Source organism: Erwinia sp. TECH1 (assembly GCF_054057575.1).
The window spans coordinates 1,702,073-1,714,781 of record NZ_JBSRZK010000001.1 but is presented as its reverse complement, the minus strand read 5'-3'; the positions used below and the strand labels follow the sequence as shown (position 1 = coordinate 1,714,781).

The window sequence follows — 12,709 nt, the reverse complement described above, 5'->3', positions numbered from 1 at the left end:
TAAGGAGCGCAACGGTGATCGACTTACGCAGTGATACGGTAACCCGCCCTTCCGCCGCGATGTTGTCCGCAATGATGGCGGCGGAAACCGGCGACGATGTTTATGGCGACGACCCTACGGTTAACGCGCTGGAGGCCAAAGCGGCCGCACTCAGCGGGAAAGAGGCCGCGCTTTTTCTGCCGACCGGCACCCAGGCCAACCTGGTGGCGCTGCTCTGCCACTGCCAGCGCGGCGAAGAATATATCGTCGGCCAGCTGGCGCATAACTACAAATATGAAGCTGGCGGCGCGGCGGTGCTGGGCAGTATTCAGCCGCAGCCGATCCTTGCAGCAAAAGACGGTACGCTGCCGCTGGACGTGGTCGAACAGTTTATCAAGCCGGATGATTTTCATTTTGCAATGACCCGGCTGCTGAGCCTGGAAAACACCCATAACGGTAAAGTGCTGCCGCTGGCCTATTTGCAGGAAGCCTGGGCATTCACGCGCAGCCATAAGCTGGCGCTGCATGTGGACGGCGCGCGCATTTTCAATGCGGCCGTGGCGCTGGGCGTCACGCTGCGCGATCTTACGCAGTATTGCGATACGCTGACAATCTGTTTGTCGAAAGGTCTGGGTACGCCGGTCGGCTCGCTGCTGTGCGGCAGCAAAGACTATATCGAGCGCGCGAAGCGCTGGCGCAAAATGACCGGCGGCGCCATGCGGCAGTCGGGCATTCTGGCGGCGGCCGGGCTTTACGCGCTGGAGCACAACGTCACGCGGCTCCAGGACGATCACGATAACGCCGCCTGGCTGGCTGCGCAGCTAAAGGCCGCTGGCGTGCAGGTTTCCAGTCAGAACACCAATATGGTGTTTGTGCGTCTGCCGGCACATCAGGCTGAGCCGCTTAAAGCCTGGATGCGTGGCAAAGGCATCGTTTTGCATACCGGTGCCGTGACGCGTTTGGTCACGCATCTGGATGTCGATCGTCCGGCGCTGGAAAAAGTGGTCGCGGAATGGAAAGCGTTTCTGGCCAGCCAGCCGGACTAATCGCCATACTTTTCTAACAGCGCCTCGGCGATAGCCTCGCTTTCCGCGTCCGCCACGCCTGAATAGTCAGCGGGCCGGAAATGCATCTGAAAAGCGGCAATCACCCGCTGTTGCTGCGTGGCCGACATATCAGGCGTCGCTTCATAGCCGTAGCGCGCCAGCAGCGACAGTAGATGCCCGCTGTCCGTCAGCTGGCCAGGCGCTCTTCCCGCCAGGTAATAGCTTACGCGAGCCTCGTCCGGCCAAGCGCCAATGCCCTGTTGATAAAGCCAGCGCCACGGGAACAGCGGGCCGGGATCCTGCTTGCGCTGCGGCGCGATATCGCTGTGTCCGACGACATCCTGCGGGCGAATACCGTAGCGCCGGGTGATATCCCGCGCCAGCGGCATCAGCGCGGCCATCTGCTCGCGGGAAAAAGGATACCAGGCTCGCCCTTGCGGCGTGCGGCGATAGCCCGGATTTTCCAGTTCGATACCGAGCGAGGTATCATTGAGCCGCGTCGCGCCGCGCCAGAAACTGATGCCCGCGTGCCACGCCAGCTCGGATTCCGGCACAAGCCGCAGCACCACCGGTTGCTTTCCATGCTGGAAGGGTTTGGCCGGAATAAGATAGTGCACGCTGACTTCCCGGTCGGTCAGCGTAGCCAGCGAGCGGGGAAAATCCTCAGCGGTATAGTGAATAACCAGCACCTTAATACGCGGACGAGCCCCGTAAGCGGCGTGGCGCGTATCCACTACGTAGCCATTCTGTTTTTCCAGACCGGATGTACAGGCGCTCAGTACGATGGCCGCCGCCAGCGCCGTCAGCAGGCGCATCAACGACGTGTTTTAACCGCGGTGCCGCTGACGCTGACCATCAGCATACTGCTGTCTTTGCCAACGGTTTCGTAATCGATATCAATCCCGACCACGGCGTCCGCGCCCATGGCCTTCGCCTGCTCTTCCAGTTCGGCAAAGGCTATCTGGCGCGCTTTGCGTGACTCTTTCTCATATGCGCCGGAACGGCCGCCGACGATATCGCGAATGCCGGCAAAGAAATCGCGGAAGATATTGGCGCCCAGTATCGCTTCGCCGGTCACGACGCCGCAGTATTCCGTTATGGGCTGGCCTTCCAGCGTTGGGGTAGTGGAAAATTGCATGATTTTCTCCTTAACTTCAATCCAGGGTTTTAGCTCTTATGGCCAGGCAGACCAGCTATACTTTATGCTAAAAAACGCCATCCAGAAACCATAAGGAAATCAAGATGAAGTTACAGCTTGCCGCTCTGGCTCCGCTGGCGCTGCTGCTCAGCGCCTGTACCACGGTACAACCCGTCTTTAAGGATAATGGCAGCCGCACCTCTCCCTGCGTCGAAGGCGGCCCGGATTCTGTTGCCCAGGCGTTTTACGATCTGCGCCTTGAGCAGCCTGCTCAGGGCCTGCCGAACGCCACCCAGCTGGCTAAATATCGTCCTTACCTCAGCGACAGGCTCTATCAGACGCTGCTGAAGGCCGATAGCGATCCGCAAAAAGAAGCGACCCTGCGCGGGGATATCTTCTCAAGCCAGGCGGCGGGCGCCACCTCGGCGAGCGTAGCGGATTCATCGTCAATCCCTAACCACGACGCGCGCAATATTCCGCTGCGGGTTAAGCTCAGCCGCGACGGTGACAAGCCGCAAAGCTGGCAGGATGAAGTGCTGATGATCCATGAGGGCACCTGCTGGGCGGTGGACGACGTGCGCTATCTTGGCCCCGCGCCGCATATTGAAGGCGGCTCCCTCAGCCAGCGCCTGCTGCGATAGTGTTTTCCGCGCACCGCCGACGAGCGGTGCGCCTCTTTCCCCTGCTGCATTTTCATCCAGCCTCCCTCATTTTGTGCTAGCCTTGTAGTTAACTTGCCTGCATAAGCGAATTTTTCGCCGCGCTGATTGCATAACTATGCCGTCAACGTTAAGATTCGCAGAACTAATCGCTATTCACTTTTTGCGCATGAGTATTCAACTAAACGCTGTAAACTGCTTTTATGGCGCCCATCAGGCGCTTTTTGATATTCAGCTGACCTGCCCCGAAGGCGAGACGCTGGTGCTGCTCGGCCCAAGCGGCGCCGGCAAGAGCTCGCTGCTGCGCGTGCTGAACCTGCTGGAGATGCCGCGCTCCGGCACGCTGGGGATCGCCGGTCACCATTTCGACTTCAGCAAAGCGCCGGGCGACGCGGCTATCCGCGAGCTGCGTCAAAACGTCGGCATGGTGTTCCAGCAGTACAATCTCTGGCCGCACCTGACGGTGATGCAGAACCTGATCGAAGCGCCCTGCCGCGTGCTGGGATTAAGCAAGGATCGGGCGCTGGCTCGTGCCGAAAAACTGCTGGAACGCCTGCGCCTGACCAAATTCGCCGACCGTTTTCCTCTGCACCTGTCCGGTGGACAGCAGCAGCGTGTTGCTATCGCCCGCGCATTAATGATGGAACCGGCCGTGCTGCTGTTTGATGAACCAACGGCGGCGCTGGATCCGGAAATCACGGCGCAGATCGTGGCGATTATTCAGGAACTCTCTGAAACCAATATCACTCAGGTGATCGTTACCCATGAGGTCGAAGTGGCGCGCAAAACGGCCAGCCGCGTCGTCTATATGGAGAATGGTTATATCGTGGAACAGGGTGACGCCAGCCGCTTTACACAGCCGCAAACCGAAGCGTTTGCCAATTATCTTTCGCACTGATGCAGGACATAATGATGAAAAAAATCGTACTTGCCGCGCTGTTAGCCGGTGTAAGCCTGAGCGCCAGCGCCGCGCAGACCATCCGTTTTGCTACTGAAGCCTCTTATCCTCCTTTTGAATTTGTCGATTCCGACAACAAAATTCAGGGTTTTGATGTCGATTTAGCGAACGCGCTGTGTAAAGAGATGGACGCGACCTGCACCTTTACCAATCAGGCTTTCGACAGCCTGATCCCAAGCCTGAAGTTCCGTCGCTTCGACGCCGTGATGGCCGGAATGGATATTACGCCCGAGCGTGAAAAACAGGTGCTGTTTACCAAAACCTATTACGATAATTCCGCTTTATTTATCGCGCAGAAAGGCAAAGTTGCTGACGTAGCCGCGCTGAAAGGCAAACGCGTCGGCGTGCAGAACGGCACTACGCACCAGAAATACCTGACCGAGAAACTGACGGAGGTAAAAACCGTGCCTTACGACAGCTATCAGAACGCCATTCTGGATCTGAAAAACGGCCGTATTGATGCCGTATTCGGCGACACGGCGGTGGTTAACGAGTGGCTGAAGCAGAACACCTCGCTGGCCGCGGTTGGTGAGAAGGTCACCGATAAAGACTACTTCGGCACCGGACTGGGTATCGCCCTGCGCCAGGGCAACACCCAGCTTCAGGGCAAATTCAACGCCGCGCTGGATAAAGTGAAAGCCGACGGCACCTATAAAACCATCTACAGCAAATGGTTCCAGCAATAACGGAATGAACGAATTTTATCCTCTTGCAAGCGCCGCCGGGATGACCGTCGGCCTTGCCGTTTCTGCGCTGGCCGCAGGCCTGATTCTGGCGATGATTTTCGCCGTCTGGGAATCCGCCCGCTGGCGGCCGGTCGCCTGGATCGGCACCGCGCTGGTGACGCTGTTTCGCGGGCTGCCGGAAATTCTGGTGGTGCTGTTCGTCTATTTTGGCGCCTCGCAGCTGTTACTGACGCTTTCCGACGGCTTTACGCTGCATCTGGGCTTCGCTTCATTGCCGGTGCAGATGACGATTGAGAATTTCGACGTCAGCCCGTTTCTCTGCGGCGTTATCGCGCTGTCGATCCTTTATTCCTCTTACGCTTCGCAGACGCTGCGCGGCGCGCTGAAGGCGGTGCCTCAGGGACAGTGGGAGTCGGGCCAGGCGCTGGGCATGAAAACGCCGGCGATATTCTTCCGTCTGATCCTGCCGCAGATGTGGCGTCACGCGCTGCCGGGCCTGGGCAACCAGTGGCTGGTGCTGCTGAAGGATACGGCGCTGGTATCGCTGATCAGCGTCAACGATATTATGCTGCAAACCAAAAGCATCGCCTCACGCACGCAGGAGCCTTTTACCTGGTACATGGTGGCGGCGGCGATTTATTTAATTATCACGCTGCTCAGCCAGCAGGTTTTAAAGCGTATCGAAGCGCGTACCACCCGTTTTGAGCAGGGGAATAACGGATGCTGAGCTATTTACCCGAGCTGCTGAAAGGGCTGCATACCAGCCTGACGCTGACGGTGGCCTCACTGCTGCTGGCGCTGCTGCTGGCGTTGCTGTTCACGGTGATCCTGTCGCTGAAGATCCCGGTACTGAGCCAGGTCGTGCGCGGCTATATTACGCTGTTCACCGGCACACCGCTGCTGGTGCAAATCTTTTTGATTTACTATGGGCCGGGACAGTTTCCTTCCATTCAGGCGATCCCGTGGCTATGGAACGGGCTGTCGCAGCCCTGGCTTTGCGCCCTGCTCGCGCTTTCGCTTAACAGCGCGGCCTATACCACCCAGCTGTTTTACGGCGCGGTCAGAGCTATTCCTGCCGGTCAGTGGCAATCCTGTGCCGCGCTGGGGATGAACCGTAAAGATACGCTGCGCATTCTGCTGCCCTACGCGTTTAAACGCGCGCTTTCCTCTTATTCCAACGAGGTGGTGCTGGTATTTAAGAGCACCTCGCTGGCTTATACCATTACGCTAATGGAAGTGATGGGCCAGGGACAGCAGCTTTACGGGCGAACCTACGACGTGACGGTTTTTGCCGCAGCAGGCGTCATTTACCTGTGCGTTAACGGCCTGCTGACGCTGATGATGCGCCTGATAGAACGACGAGCGCTGGCTTTCGAGCGCCGTAGCTGAGCCACCATGCCGGCGGCATCGGTCGTCGGCATTCGTCAAATAACAGCGCTTAACCGTCAGTTAATCCGCGCATAACGCCGCGGCGGCAGCCGTCATACTATCCCGATAATATTCACGCAAGGGCCGGAGACATGCTTAAGGTTTGCGTTTTTCTACTTGTCGGATTTGCTGCCAACGCGCTGGCCAGCGGCCCGCTTCGCTTTGCCACTTCGGCGACCTATCCGCCTTTTGTCTACCTGAATGCCGGGCATCAGCTGGTGGGGTTTGATATCGAGCTGGCAAAAGCCCTGTGCGAAAAAATAGCGCGGCAGTGCCTCTTTACCAATAATGATTTTGACCGCCTGCTGCCTTCGCTAAAATTCAACCGCTATGACGCGGTGATTTCCGGCCTGGATATTACCGAAGAGCGCCGGGAAGAGGCGGATTTCACCCAGCCTTATCTGGAAAGTTCCGGCATGGTGATTGCGGTTAAAGGCCGCTACGCCTCTTTAGCGGAGCTACGCGGCAAGCGCGTTGGCGTCGCCGATGCCACAACCTTACAGGCCTGGCTGCAAAGTTCGTGGCCGGATATCATTCCTGTCGCGTACGACAACTATCAGAATGCGCTTCTGGATATCCGCAGCGCCAGGCTCGACGCCATTTTTGGCGAGACGCCTTCCATGCAGACCATCCTGAGAAGCAATCCCGGCCTGGACGCCGTAGGCAAGCCGATTACGGATAATCGCTATTTTAGTGCAGGCTTGGGTATCGCAGTACGTAAAGGCGATAAGGCGCTGCTGGAGCAGCTGAATGGCGCGCTACAAAGCCTGAGCGATGACGGTACGCTGCACATGCTGAAGCAGCGCTGGCTTGGCCCGACAGCCGATCTGCCCGCCGAGTCAGAGATGCCGTAGCAGCGTCAGCACTTCGCCGTGCGCGGTATGCGGGAACATATCGAACAGCTGGACTTTAACAAGGGTGTATTCGCTCAGGCGGGCGATATCGGTAGCCATGGTCTGCGCGTTGCAGCTGGAATAAAGAATGAACGGCGGCGCCATGCGGCTCAGATACTCGCAGAGCGCGGCGCCAATACCGCGACGCGGCGGATTGACCAGCACCAGATCGGGCGTGCTGCCTTCGCCGGTAGCAAACGCCGTAGAGTCCAGCGCGGCGAAGCTGACTTTCTCCAGCCCCATCTTTTCCGCTGACCGTTTAGCGCAGGCGATGGCCTCCGCGCTGATTTCAATACCGGTCAGCGACATCTCTGGCGTGGCGCAATGCAGGCCGAAGCCGCCTACGCCGCAGAACAGATCCCACATGCTTTTGACGCCCAGCTCGCTTACCCATGCTCTTGCCGTAGCATACAGCGAGGCGGCTACCGCCGGGTTGGTCTGAAAAAAACTCTGCGGCCGGATCCACAGCGGCACGTCGTTCAGCTGGTCGGCCAGCGCCTGATTTTCCGTTAGCGGGATCTCTTCTTCGCCTTCCAGAATCGCCATATGCACCGGCTGAATATTGGCTGAAATCACGCTCAGCTGCGGCAGCTGCGCCTGCAGGGCGGGCAGCGCGTTAGTGAGCTGGGTCAGCTTCTCTTTGGATCGCAGCACAAAGCGCAGCATCAGCTCGCCGCTGCGGCTGCTTTCCGTCAGCAGGATAAACTTCAGCTCGCCGCGCCTGCGCGCCACGTTATACGGCGTCAGACCCGCGCGGGCGATAAAGGGTTTCAGCTGCGCAAATACCGCGGCGAAGCTGTCGGGATAAAGCGGACAGCCACAAAGATCGACTGGCGTCCCGTCGCGATGCACAATGCCGAGCAGCGGGCGCTCCACGCTGCCGCTGACCACCATTTTCGCCTTGTTGCGAAAGCCCTGCTGCGCCGAAGTGACCGGCGGCAGCCATTCGCTGACCGCCTGCGCGGACAGAAGCTGTTGCAGCTCAGACTGCTTCTGGTTCAGCTGTTGCGAATAGGGGCGATCCAGCCACTGGCAGGAGCGGCAGCGATCGGCATCATAAAGGGCGCAGTGCATGTCAAATCTCGTCAAACAAAAGCGGGCGGGGATTGTACCACTGTGGGATCAGCGCTGCTGAAAAAATTCCCGGCTGCTGGCAGGGAAAAAGAGCAGCACCAGCACCAGCAGGTCAGGCAGCTTTTGCGAGAGCAGCAGATGCCCCTGCTCGCCGTGTAAAGAAAATATTTCCGGGCCGATCCAGCCCGCCGACGCCATCAGCATATAACCGATCACGATCAGCTGCGAACAGCCGTAGCCCAGACGTCCCCAGCGGCGGCCATGCAATAGCGCAAGCGCACAGCGTAGCTCAATAAAAAAGAGCAGCTGGCTGGCGATAAATATCAGGGTGGCGCTCCAGCTTTGCGCGGCAAGATGGATAACATTCAGCAGCGTATTCAGCCCCATTTCATGCACTTCCAGCGCGACGCTCAGGCAGCGTGTCATAATGATAGCGATTGCCGCCACCACCACCGGGACGGGGATCTCGCAGGCTGGCTCCTGTTTCAGCACCTCTGACATCATTTTCTCCCGTCCATGCTCCGTTTTAGTGCAGGTATGCCCGTGCAGCGTTCCCCTGCCCCCGTTTGCCGTGCTTTCGGCCACGGCTGTCGCTTCGTTAGCGCCAGAGAAAAAGAAAGCGCGAGGCTTTCTTTGCTCGAGCCTCTTTCCTGGCACGATAACTGCTTCTCACCTGTTGAATTGGCAGCAATTTATGTTTAGTCCAGTTTACGCACAATTGCCACTGGATAAGATTTTTCGGATCGCTACTCGGGAGACAGAAATGGAGACTGGATCGGCAAAAGCTCGTGAACACTGGACGCCAGGCATTGGCGCTTATCTGGCCCTGATCGTGGCTATTCTCTTTTTTTCCGGCCTGTTTTTAAACGTGGAAGGGGCAAAATGGCTGGGCGCGTTTGACTTCACCACCCTCGGCGGCAAGTTCGGCACCATTAAGGATGCCGCGCGCGCCACCTTTCTCGGTGAGGGCGGCACGGGCGCTAAAGCCGGTTTTCTGTTTGCGCTTTCGCTGGTGCCGACGGTGATGCTGGCGCTGGGCCTGCTGGAAATCTTCACCCACTATGGCGCCATCCGCGCCGCTCATAAGCTGCTGACGCCGCTGTTAAAACCCCTGCTCGGCATTCCGGGCCGCTGCGGGCTGGCGCTGATCACCGATTTGCAAAGCACCGATGCGGGCGCGGCGCTGACCAAAGAGCTGCACGATGAGAAACAGATAGGTAAAAAGGACGTGGTGATTATGGCCGCCTGGCAATACTCCGGCGCGGGGCTGATTAACAACTATTTTGCCATTGGCTCGGCGCTGTTCGTCTCGCTTTCCGTCCCGGTGCTGGTGCCGCTGGTGCTGATGTTTGTATTAAAGTTTGTTGGCGCTGCCGTGGTGCGCCTGGTGTTAGCTACTGTTTATAAGCAGGATTTCCAGCATGAAAAATAATCCGCCCGTTGCCGTTTCCCATAATCCTTTTGATGTGTTCGTGGTTGGCGCGCGCAAAGGGTTTCATATCGCTATTCATAATTTAATGCCTAACGTCATTATGGCGTACGTGATTGCCGAGATGCTTAACCTGCTGGGCGTGATGGCCTTTATCGGCAAGGTCTTTGCGCCCGTAATGGGCCTGTTTGGGCTACCGGGCGAAGCCGTGACGGTGCTGCTTACCGCCTGGCTTTCGTCGTCGGCCGGAACCGGCGTGGCGGTAAGCCTGCTGGCGAAAGGCGTGCTGACCGGCGCCGATATTACCATCCTGGCGCCGGCCATCTTTCTGATGGGATCGCAGCTGCAATATATGGGTCGCCTGCTGGGCGTGGCCGACGTGCCGAAAAAGCACTGGCCGCTACTGATGCTGACCAGCGTTCTGAATGCCGTTATCGCCATGCTGGTGATGCGTTTTATCGCTTAATGGAGGCTTTATCGTGTTAAAAGTTTTGGAACATTACGCCTTTCTGCATGAAATCCCGGAGCTGGGATTTGAGGAGTTTAAGACTTCCGCTTACCTGGGTCAGCAGCTGAAAGCCGCCGGGTTTCAGGTGACGGAAAACGTCAACGGCACAACCGGTATCGTCGCCCTGCTCGACAGCGGCGTACCCGGCCCAACGCTGGCGCTGCGCGCCGATATGGACGCGCTGGGGCATATCATCGACGGCGAGGCCTGCGCGCGCCATACCTGCGGGCACGACGCGCACTCTTCCGTGGTGCTGACCGCCGCGCAGGAGCTAAAAGCAGAGAACGCAGTTAAACGAGGCCGCCTGAAGCTCATTTTCCAGCCAGCGGAAGAGTTGGGCACCGGCGCGCTGGCAATGGTAGCAGGCGGCGCGGTCGAGGATGTGGATATGCTGCTGGGCTTTCATCTTCGTCCGGCGGAGGAGTGCGCCGTCGGCACCGCGATCCCCGCCATGTACTATTCCGCCTGCGTCACTCTTGAAGCCACCATAGGTGGGCAAACCGCTCACGCCGCGCGGCCGCATTTGGGCATCAACGCGCTGGATGCCGCGGTCAGCGCCGTACAGGCTGTTAACGCCGTGCATATGGCGCCGGGTAAAAGCTGGAGCGCCAAGGCCACCCGGTTTTTATGCGATGCGGGCGTCACTAACTCCGTTCCCGACACGGCCCGCGTAGTGTTTGACCTGCGCGCGGCGGAAAACGAGGATATGACGCAGCTGCAAAGTCGGGTGGAGCGAGCGATAACGCAAAGCGCGGCGGCCTACGGCGCTACCGCTAAAATTGCAGTGCTGAAAGCGATGCCCGCCGCTGAGATCGATGCGGAGATGACGGCGCTGGTGGCGGAAGCGATCAAAGAGGTATTGGGTGAAGCGGCGTTAATGCCGGTACGCTCAACGCCGGGCAGTGAAGATTTCTTCCACTATCCCGTGCAGCGTCCGGCAATCAAAGCAGGGTTTTGGGGGCTGGGCACCGGCCTGACGCCGGGTTTGCACCATCCGGATATGCGTTTTGACCTGGATGCGCTGCCGGTCGGGGTGAAAATCTTTAAGGCCTGCGTGATAAAGATTTTAGGCTAGTCGCGCCGCCATTCAGGCTGGCGGCGCCGCCAGGCCGATCGTCCCTGATCGGCCTGCCGTTAGTGACCTTTTTGCGCGCGCTGCGCATCCCGAATGCGCTGTTTCTCTTCGTGCGCCATAAACCGCCAGGCAATAAAGCCAACAATGCCCACCACAAACAGGATCAGCGACGCCAGCGCGTTAATCTCCGGATTAACGCCGCGCCGCACGGTGGCGAAAATCTGCATTGGCAGCGTGGTCGCGCCCGGCCCGGTAACGAAGCTGGCAATCACCAGATCGTCCAGCGACAGCGTAAAGGCCAGCAGCCAGCCGGTGACGATCGCGGGCGCGATCATCGGTACGGTGATCACGAAGAAGACCTTCAGCGGCGTGGCACCTAAATCCATTGCCGCTTCCTCAATAGAGCGGTCCAGCTCGCGCAGACGGGCGTTGATCACTACCGCTACATAGGCCGTACAGAAAGTAACGTGCGCCAGCCAGATAGTGAGCATGCCGCGATCGCCAGGCCAGCCAAAGGTATTGCCCATTGCCACAAACAGCAGCAGCAGCGACAGCCCGGTGATCACGTCCGGCATCACCAGCGGTGCGGTAAGCATAAAGGCGAAGCCGGTTGATCCCTTAAAGCGGCCGAAGCGGACGATCGCTACCGCCGCCATCGTGCCCAAAATCACCGCGGCCGTTGCCGACAGCGCGGCGATGGTCAGACTCAGCGTGACCGCGCTTATCATCGCGCCATCGTGGAACAGCACGTTGTACCAGTGCAGCGAGAAGCTTTCCCAGGCGGCCAGCTGCGATGAGTTAAAGGAATAGACCACCAGCAGCACCATCGGCGCGTACAGGAAGAAAAAGCAGACTATCAGGATTGCAATACGCCACGGGGAGCGCACGGTCGGCAAAGCACTCATGCTTTTTCTCCCAGCTCTTTGTTCTGATGCTTATGAAACCAGATGATAGGCAGGATCAGGATCAGCAGAATAATTACCGCCAGCGCCGAGGCGACCGGCCAGTCGCGGTTGTTAAAGAACTCCTGCCACAGCACGCGGCCGATCATGATGCTGTCCGGGCCGCCGAGCAGTTCCGGGATAACGTATTCGCCGACTGCCGGAATAAACACCAGCATGGAGCCGGCGATAATGCCGCCTTTGGTCAGCGGCACTATTACGCTAAAGAACGTTTTCAGCGGACGGGCACCTAAATCCAGCGAGGCTTCCACCAGCGAATAGTCGATACGGGTAAGCGCGGTGTAAATAGGCAGCACCATAAAAGGCAGATAGCAGTAGACGATGCCGATATAGACCGCGAGATTGGTATAAAGGATTGCCACCGGATGATCGATAATGCCGCTCCACATCAGAAAACGGTTCAGCACGCCGTTATCGTTCAGAATGCCCATCCAGGCATAAACGCGCACCAAAAAGGAGGTCCAGGAAGGCAGGATCACCAGCAGCAGTAGGATATTGCGGGTAGAAGGCGAACTGTACGCCACGGCCCACGCCAGCGGATAGCCGATAATCAGGCAGGCTACGGTAGAAATTGCCGCCACCTGGAGCGAGTGCAGGTAGGCATCGATATAGAGCGGATCGTCCGTCAGCGTCAGATAGTTGCCAAAATTGATCACCGCGGTCAGCTGACCATCCGCCCAGCTGAACAGGTCAGTATAGGGTGGGATCGCTCGCGCAATATCGGCGAAGCTTATCTTGAGCACGATCAGAAACGGCAGCAGAAACAGCAGGACCAGCCAGAGATAAGGCAGCGCGATCGCCAGCTTGCGGCTTGAGCGCAGCCTGTTCAGCAATGCCGGACGTCTGGACGCAGTAACTTGAGTCATAAACGCCT

General features: G+C 58.4%; 16 protein-coding genes. 10 read left to right on the top strand and 6 right to left on the bottom strand.

All coding sequences use genetic code 11. The features are described from left to right. The first annotated feature begins 14 nt into the window (after positions 1 to 14). Positions 15 to 1,025 (top strand): low-specificity L-threonine aldolase, encoded by a 1,011-nt coding sequence (gene ltaE / locus ACVWZ0_RS08080; RefSeq protein ID WP_253454736.1) that lies wholly within the window; start codon positions 15 to 17, stop codon positions 1,023 to 1,025. Here ltaE and ACVWZ0_RS08075 read toward each other — a convergent pair. Together ACVWZ0_RS08075 and ACVWZ0_RS08070 are read right to left on the bottom strand one after the other, a co-directional pair. Continuing rightward, positions 1,022 to 1,840 (bottom strand): N-acetylmuramoyl-L-alanine amidase, encoded by an 819-nt coding sequence (locus ACVWZ0_RS08075; RefSeq protein ID WP_253454737.1) that lies wholly within the window; start codon positions 1,838 to 1,840, stop codon positions 1,022 to 1,024. The genes ltaE and ACVWZ0_RS08075 overlap by 4 nt on opposite strands. Then, positions 1,840 to 2,163: a heavy metal-binding domain-containing protein gene (locus tag ACVWZ0_RS08070; protein ID WP_253454738.1), complete on the bottom strand. Its 324-nt coding sequence runs from the start codon at positions 2,161 to 2,163 to the stop codon at positions 1,840 to 1,842. Before ACVWZ0_RS08070 ends, ACVWZ0_RS08075 begins: the two co-directional genes overlap by 1 nt. Before the next feature lie 104 nt (positions 2,164 to 2,267). Between ACVWZ0_RS08070 and ACVWZ0_RS08065 the strand changes: the two genes are divergently transcribed. The 6 genes from ACVWZ0_RS08065 (at position 2,268) to ACVWZ0_RS08040 (ending at position 6,748) form a co-directional block, all read left to right on the top strand. Next, positions 2,268 to 2,804, top strand: a complete 537-nt coding sequence (locus ACVWZ0_RS08065) for a lipoprotein (protein ID WP_253454739.1) — start codon at positions 2,268 to 2,270, stop codon at positions 2,802 to 2,804. 187 nt (positions 2,805 to 2,991) lie between these two features. Next, positions 2,992 to 3,720, top strand: a complete 729-nt coding sequence (artP, locus tag ACVWZ0_RS08060; RefSeq protein ID WP_253454740.1) for an arginine ABC transporter ATP-binding protein ArtP — start codon at positions 2,992 to 2,994, stop codon at positions 3,718 to 3,720. Positions 3,721 to 3,734: 14 nt separating this feature from the next. Continuing rightward, complete coding sequence (gene artJ / locus ACVWZ0_RS08055) at positions 3,735 to 4,466, top strand: arginine ABC transporter substrate-binding protein (protein WP_253454741.1); 732 nt, start codon at positions 3,735 to 3,737, stop codon at positions 4,464 to 4,466. 4 nt (positions 4,467 to 4,470) lie between these two features. Continuing rightward, positions 4,471 to 5,193: an arginine ABC transporter permease ArtQ gene (gene artQ, locus ACVWZ0_RS08050; protein ID WP_253454742.1), complete on the top strand. Its 723-nt coding sequence runs from the start codon at positions 4,471 to 4,473 to the stop codon at positions 5,191 to 5,193. Then, positions 5,187 to 5,855, top strand: coding sequence for an arginine ABC transporter permease ArtM (gene artM, locus ACVWZ0_RS08045; protein ID WP_253454743.1), 669 nt, complete (start codon positions 5,187 to 5,189; stop codon positions 5,853 to 5,855). The genes artQ and artM overlap by 7 nt, the downstream gene beginning before the upstream one ends. Before the next feature lie 131 nt (positions 5,856 to 5,986). Beyond that, entirely contained in the window at positions 5,987 to 6,748 is a 762-nt protein-coding gene (locus ACVWZ0_RS08040) for a transporter substrate-binding domain-containing protein (RefSeq protein ID WP_253454744.1), read from the top strand. Here the strand turns inward: ACVWZ0_RS08040 and rlmC are convergent. Both rlmC and ACVWZ0_RS08030 read right to left on the bottom strand, forming a co-directional pair. Next, positions 6,734 to 7,861, bottom strand: a complete 1,128-nt coding sequence (gene rlmC, locus ACVWZ0_RS08035; protein WP_253454745.1) for a 23S rRNA (uracil(747)-C(5))-methyltransferase RlmC — start codon at positions 7,859 to 7,861, stop codon at positions 6,734 to 6,736. The genes ACVWZ0_RS08040 and rlmC overlap by 15 nt on opposite strands. A gap of 48 nt (positions 7,862 to 7,909) precedes the next feature. Continuing rightward, positions 7,910 to 8,362 carry a YbjO family protein gene (locus ACVWZ0_RS08030; RefSeq protein WP_253454746.1) on the bottom strand — a complete coding sequence of 151 codons (453 nt, stop codon included), beginning with the start codon at positions 8,360 to 8,362 and terminating at the stop codon, positions 7,910 to 7,912. Positions 8,363 to 8,624: 262 nt separating this feature from the next. Here ACVWZ0_RS08030 and ACVWZ0_RS08025 point away from each other — a divergent pair, with 262 nt between their 5' ends. From ACVWZ0_RS08025 to ACVWZ0_RS08015, 3 genes are read left to right on the top strand one after another with little or no spacing between them, the layout of a single operon-like run. Continuing rightward, complete coding sequence (locus tag ACVWZ0_RS08025; protein WP_125288756.1) at positions 8,625 to 9,293, top strand: nucleoside recognition domain-containing protein; 669 nt, start codon at positions 8,625 to 8,627, stop codon at positions 9,291 to 9,293. After that, positions 9,283 to 9,756 (top strand): YjiG family protein, encoded by a 474-nt coding sequence (locus ACVWZ0_RS08020; RefSeq protein WP_253454747.1) that lies wholly within the window; start codon positions 9,283 to 9,285, stop codon positions 9,754 to 9,756. The genes ACVWZ0_RS08025 and ACVWZ0_RS08020 overlap by 11 nt, the downstream gene beginning before the upstream one ends. Positions 9,757 to 9,769: 13 nt before the next feature. Then, entirely contained in the window at positions 9,770 to 10,873 is a 1,104-nt protein-coding gene (locus ACVWZ0_RS08015) for a M20 peptidase aminoacylase family protein (RefSeq protein ID WP_253454748.1), read from the top strand. Positions 10,874 to 10,932: 59 nt separating this feature from the next. Here the strand turns inward: ACVWZ0_RS08015 and potI are convergent, their stop codons facing one another. Beyond that, on the bottom strand, positions 10,933 to 11,778 hold the full coding sequence (gene potI, locus ACVWZ0_RS08010; RefSeq protein WP_253454749.1) for a putrescine ABC transporter permease PotI: 846 nt from the start codon (positions 11,776 to 11,778) through the stop codon (positions 10,933 to 10,935). Next, positions 11,775 to 12,701 (bottom strand): putrescine ABC transporter permease PotH, encoded by a 927-nt coding sequence (potH, locus tag ACVWZ0_RS08005; protein WP_367317859.1) that lies wholly within the window; start codon positions 12,699 to 12,701, stop codon positions 11,775 to 11,777. The genes potI and potH overlap by 4 nt, the downstream gene beginning before the upstream one ends. Between the last annotated feature and the right edge of the window lie 8 nt (positions 12,702 to 12,709).

What these genes read in the sequence shown, in the direction of transcription:
- ACVWZ0_RS08075 (WP_253454737.1), bottom strand. Translation starts at nt 1,840, where the DNA reads ATGCGCCTGCTGACGGCGCTGGCGGCGGCCATCGTACTGAGCGCCTGT.
- ACVWZ0_RS08070 (WP_253454738.1), bottom strand. Translation starts at nt 2,163, where the DNA reads ATGCAATTTTCCACTACCCCAACGCTGGAAGGCCAGCCCATAACGGAA.
- ACVWZ0_RS08065 (WP_253454739.1), top strand. Translation starts at nt 2,268, where the DNA reads ATGAAGTTACAGCTTGCCGCTCTGGCTCCGCTGGCGCTGCTGCTCAGC.
- artP (WP_253454740.1), top strand. Translation starts at nt 2,992, where the DNA reads ATGAGTATTCAACTAAACGCTGTAAACTGCTTTTATGGCGCCCATCAG.
- artJ (WP_253454741.1), top strand. Translation starts at nt 3,735, where the DNA reads ATGAAAAAAATCGTACTTGCCGCGCTGTTAGCCGGTGTAAGCCTGAGC.
- artQ (WP_253454742.1), top strand. Translation starts at nt 4,471, where the DNA reads ATGAACGAATTTTATCCTCTTGCAAGCGCCGCCGGGATGACCGTCGGC.
- artM (WP_253454743.1), top strand. Translation starts at nt 5,187, where the DNA reads ATGCTGAGCTATTTACCCGAGCTGCTGAAAGGGCTGCATACCAGCCTG.
- ACVWZ0_RS08040 (WP_253454744.1), top strand. Translation starts at nt 5,987, where the DNA reads ATGCTTAAGGTTTGCGTTTTTCTACTTGTCGGATTTGCTGCCAACGCG.
- rlmC (WP_253454745.1), bottom strand. Translation starts at nt 7,861, where the DNA reads ATGCACTGCGCCCTTTATGATGCCGATCGCTGCCGCTCCTGCCAGTGG.
- ACVWZ0_RS08030 (WP_253454746.1), bottom strand. Translation starts at nt 8,362, where the DNA reads ATGTCAGAGGTGCTGAAACAGGAGCCAGCCTGCGAGATCCCCGTCCCG.
- ACVWZ0_RS08025 (WP_125288756.1), top strand. Translation starts at nt 8,625, where the DNA reads ATGGAGACTGGATCGGCAAAAGCTCGTGAACACTGGACGCCAGGCATT.
- ACVWZ0_RS08020 (WP_253454747.1), top strand. Translation starts at nt 9,283, where the DNA reads ATGAAAAATAATCCGCCCGTTGCCGTTTCCCATAATCCTTTTGATGTG.
- potI (WP_253454749.1), bottom strand. Translation starts at nt 11,778, where the DNA reads ATGAGTGCTTTGCCGACCGTGCGCTCCCCGTGGCGTATTGCAATCCTG.
- potH (WP_367317859.1), bottom strand. Translation starts at nt 12,701, where the DNA reads ATGACTCAAGTTACTGCGTCCAGACGTCCGGCATTGCTGAACAGGCTG.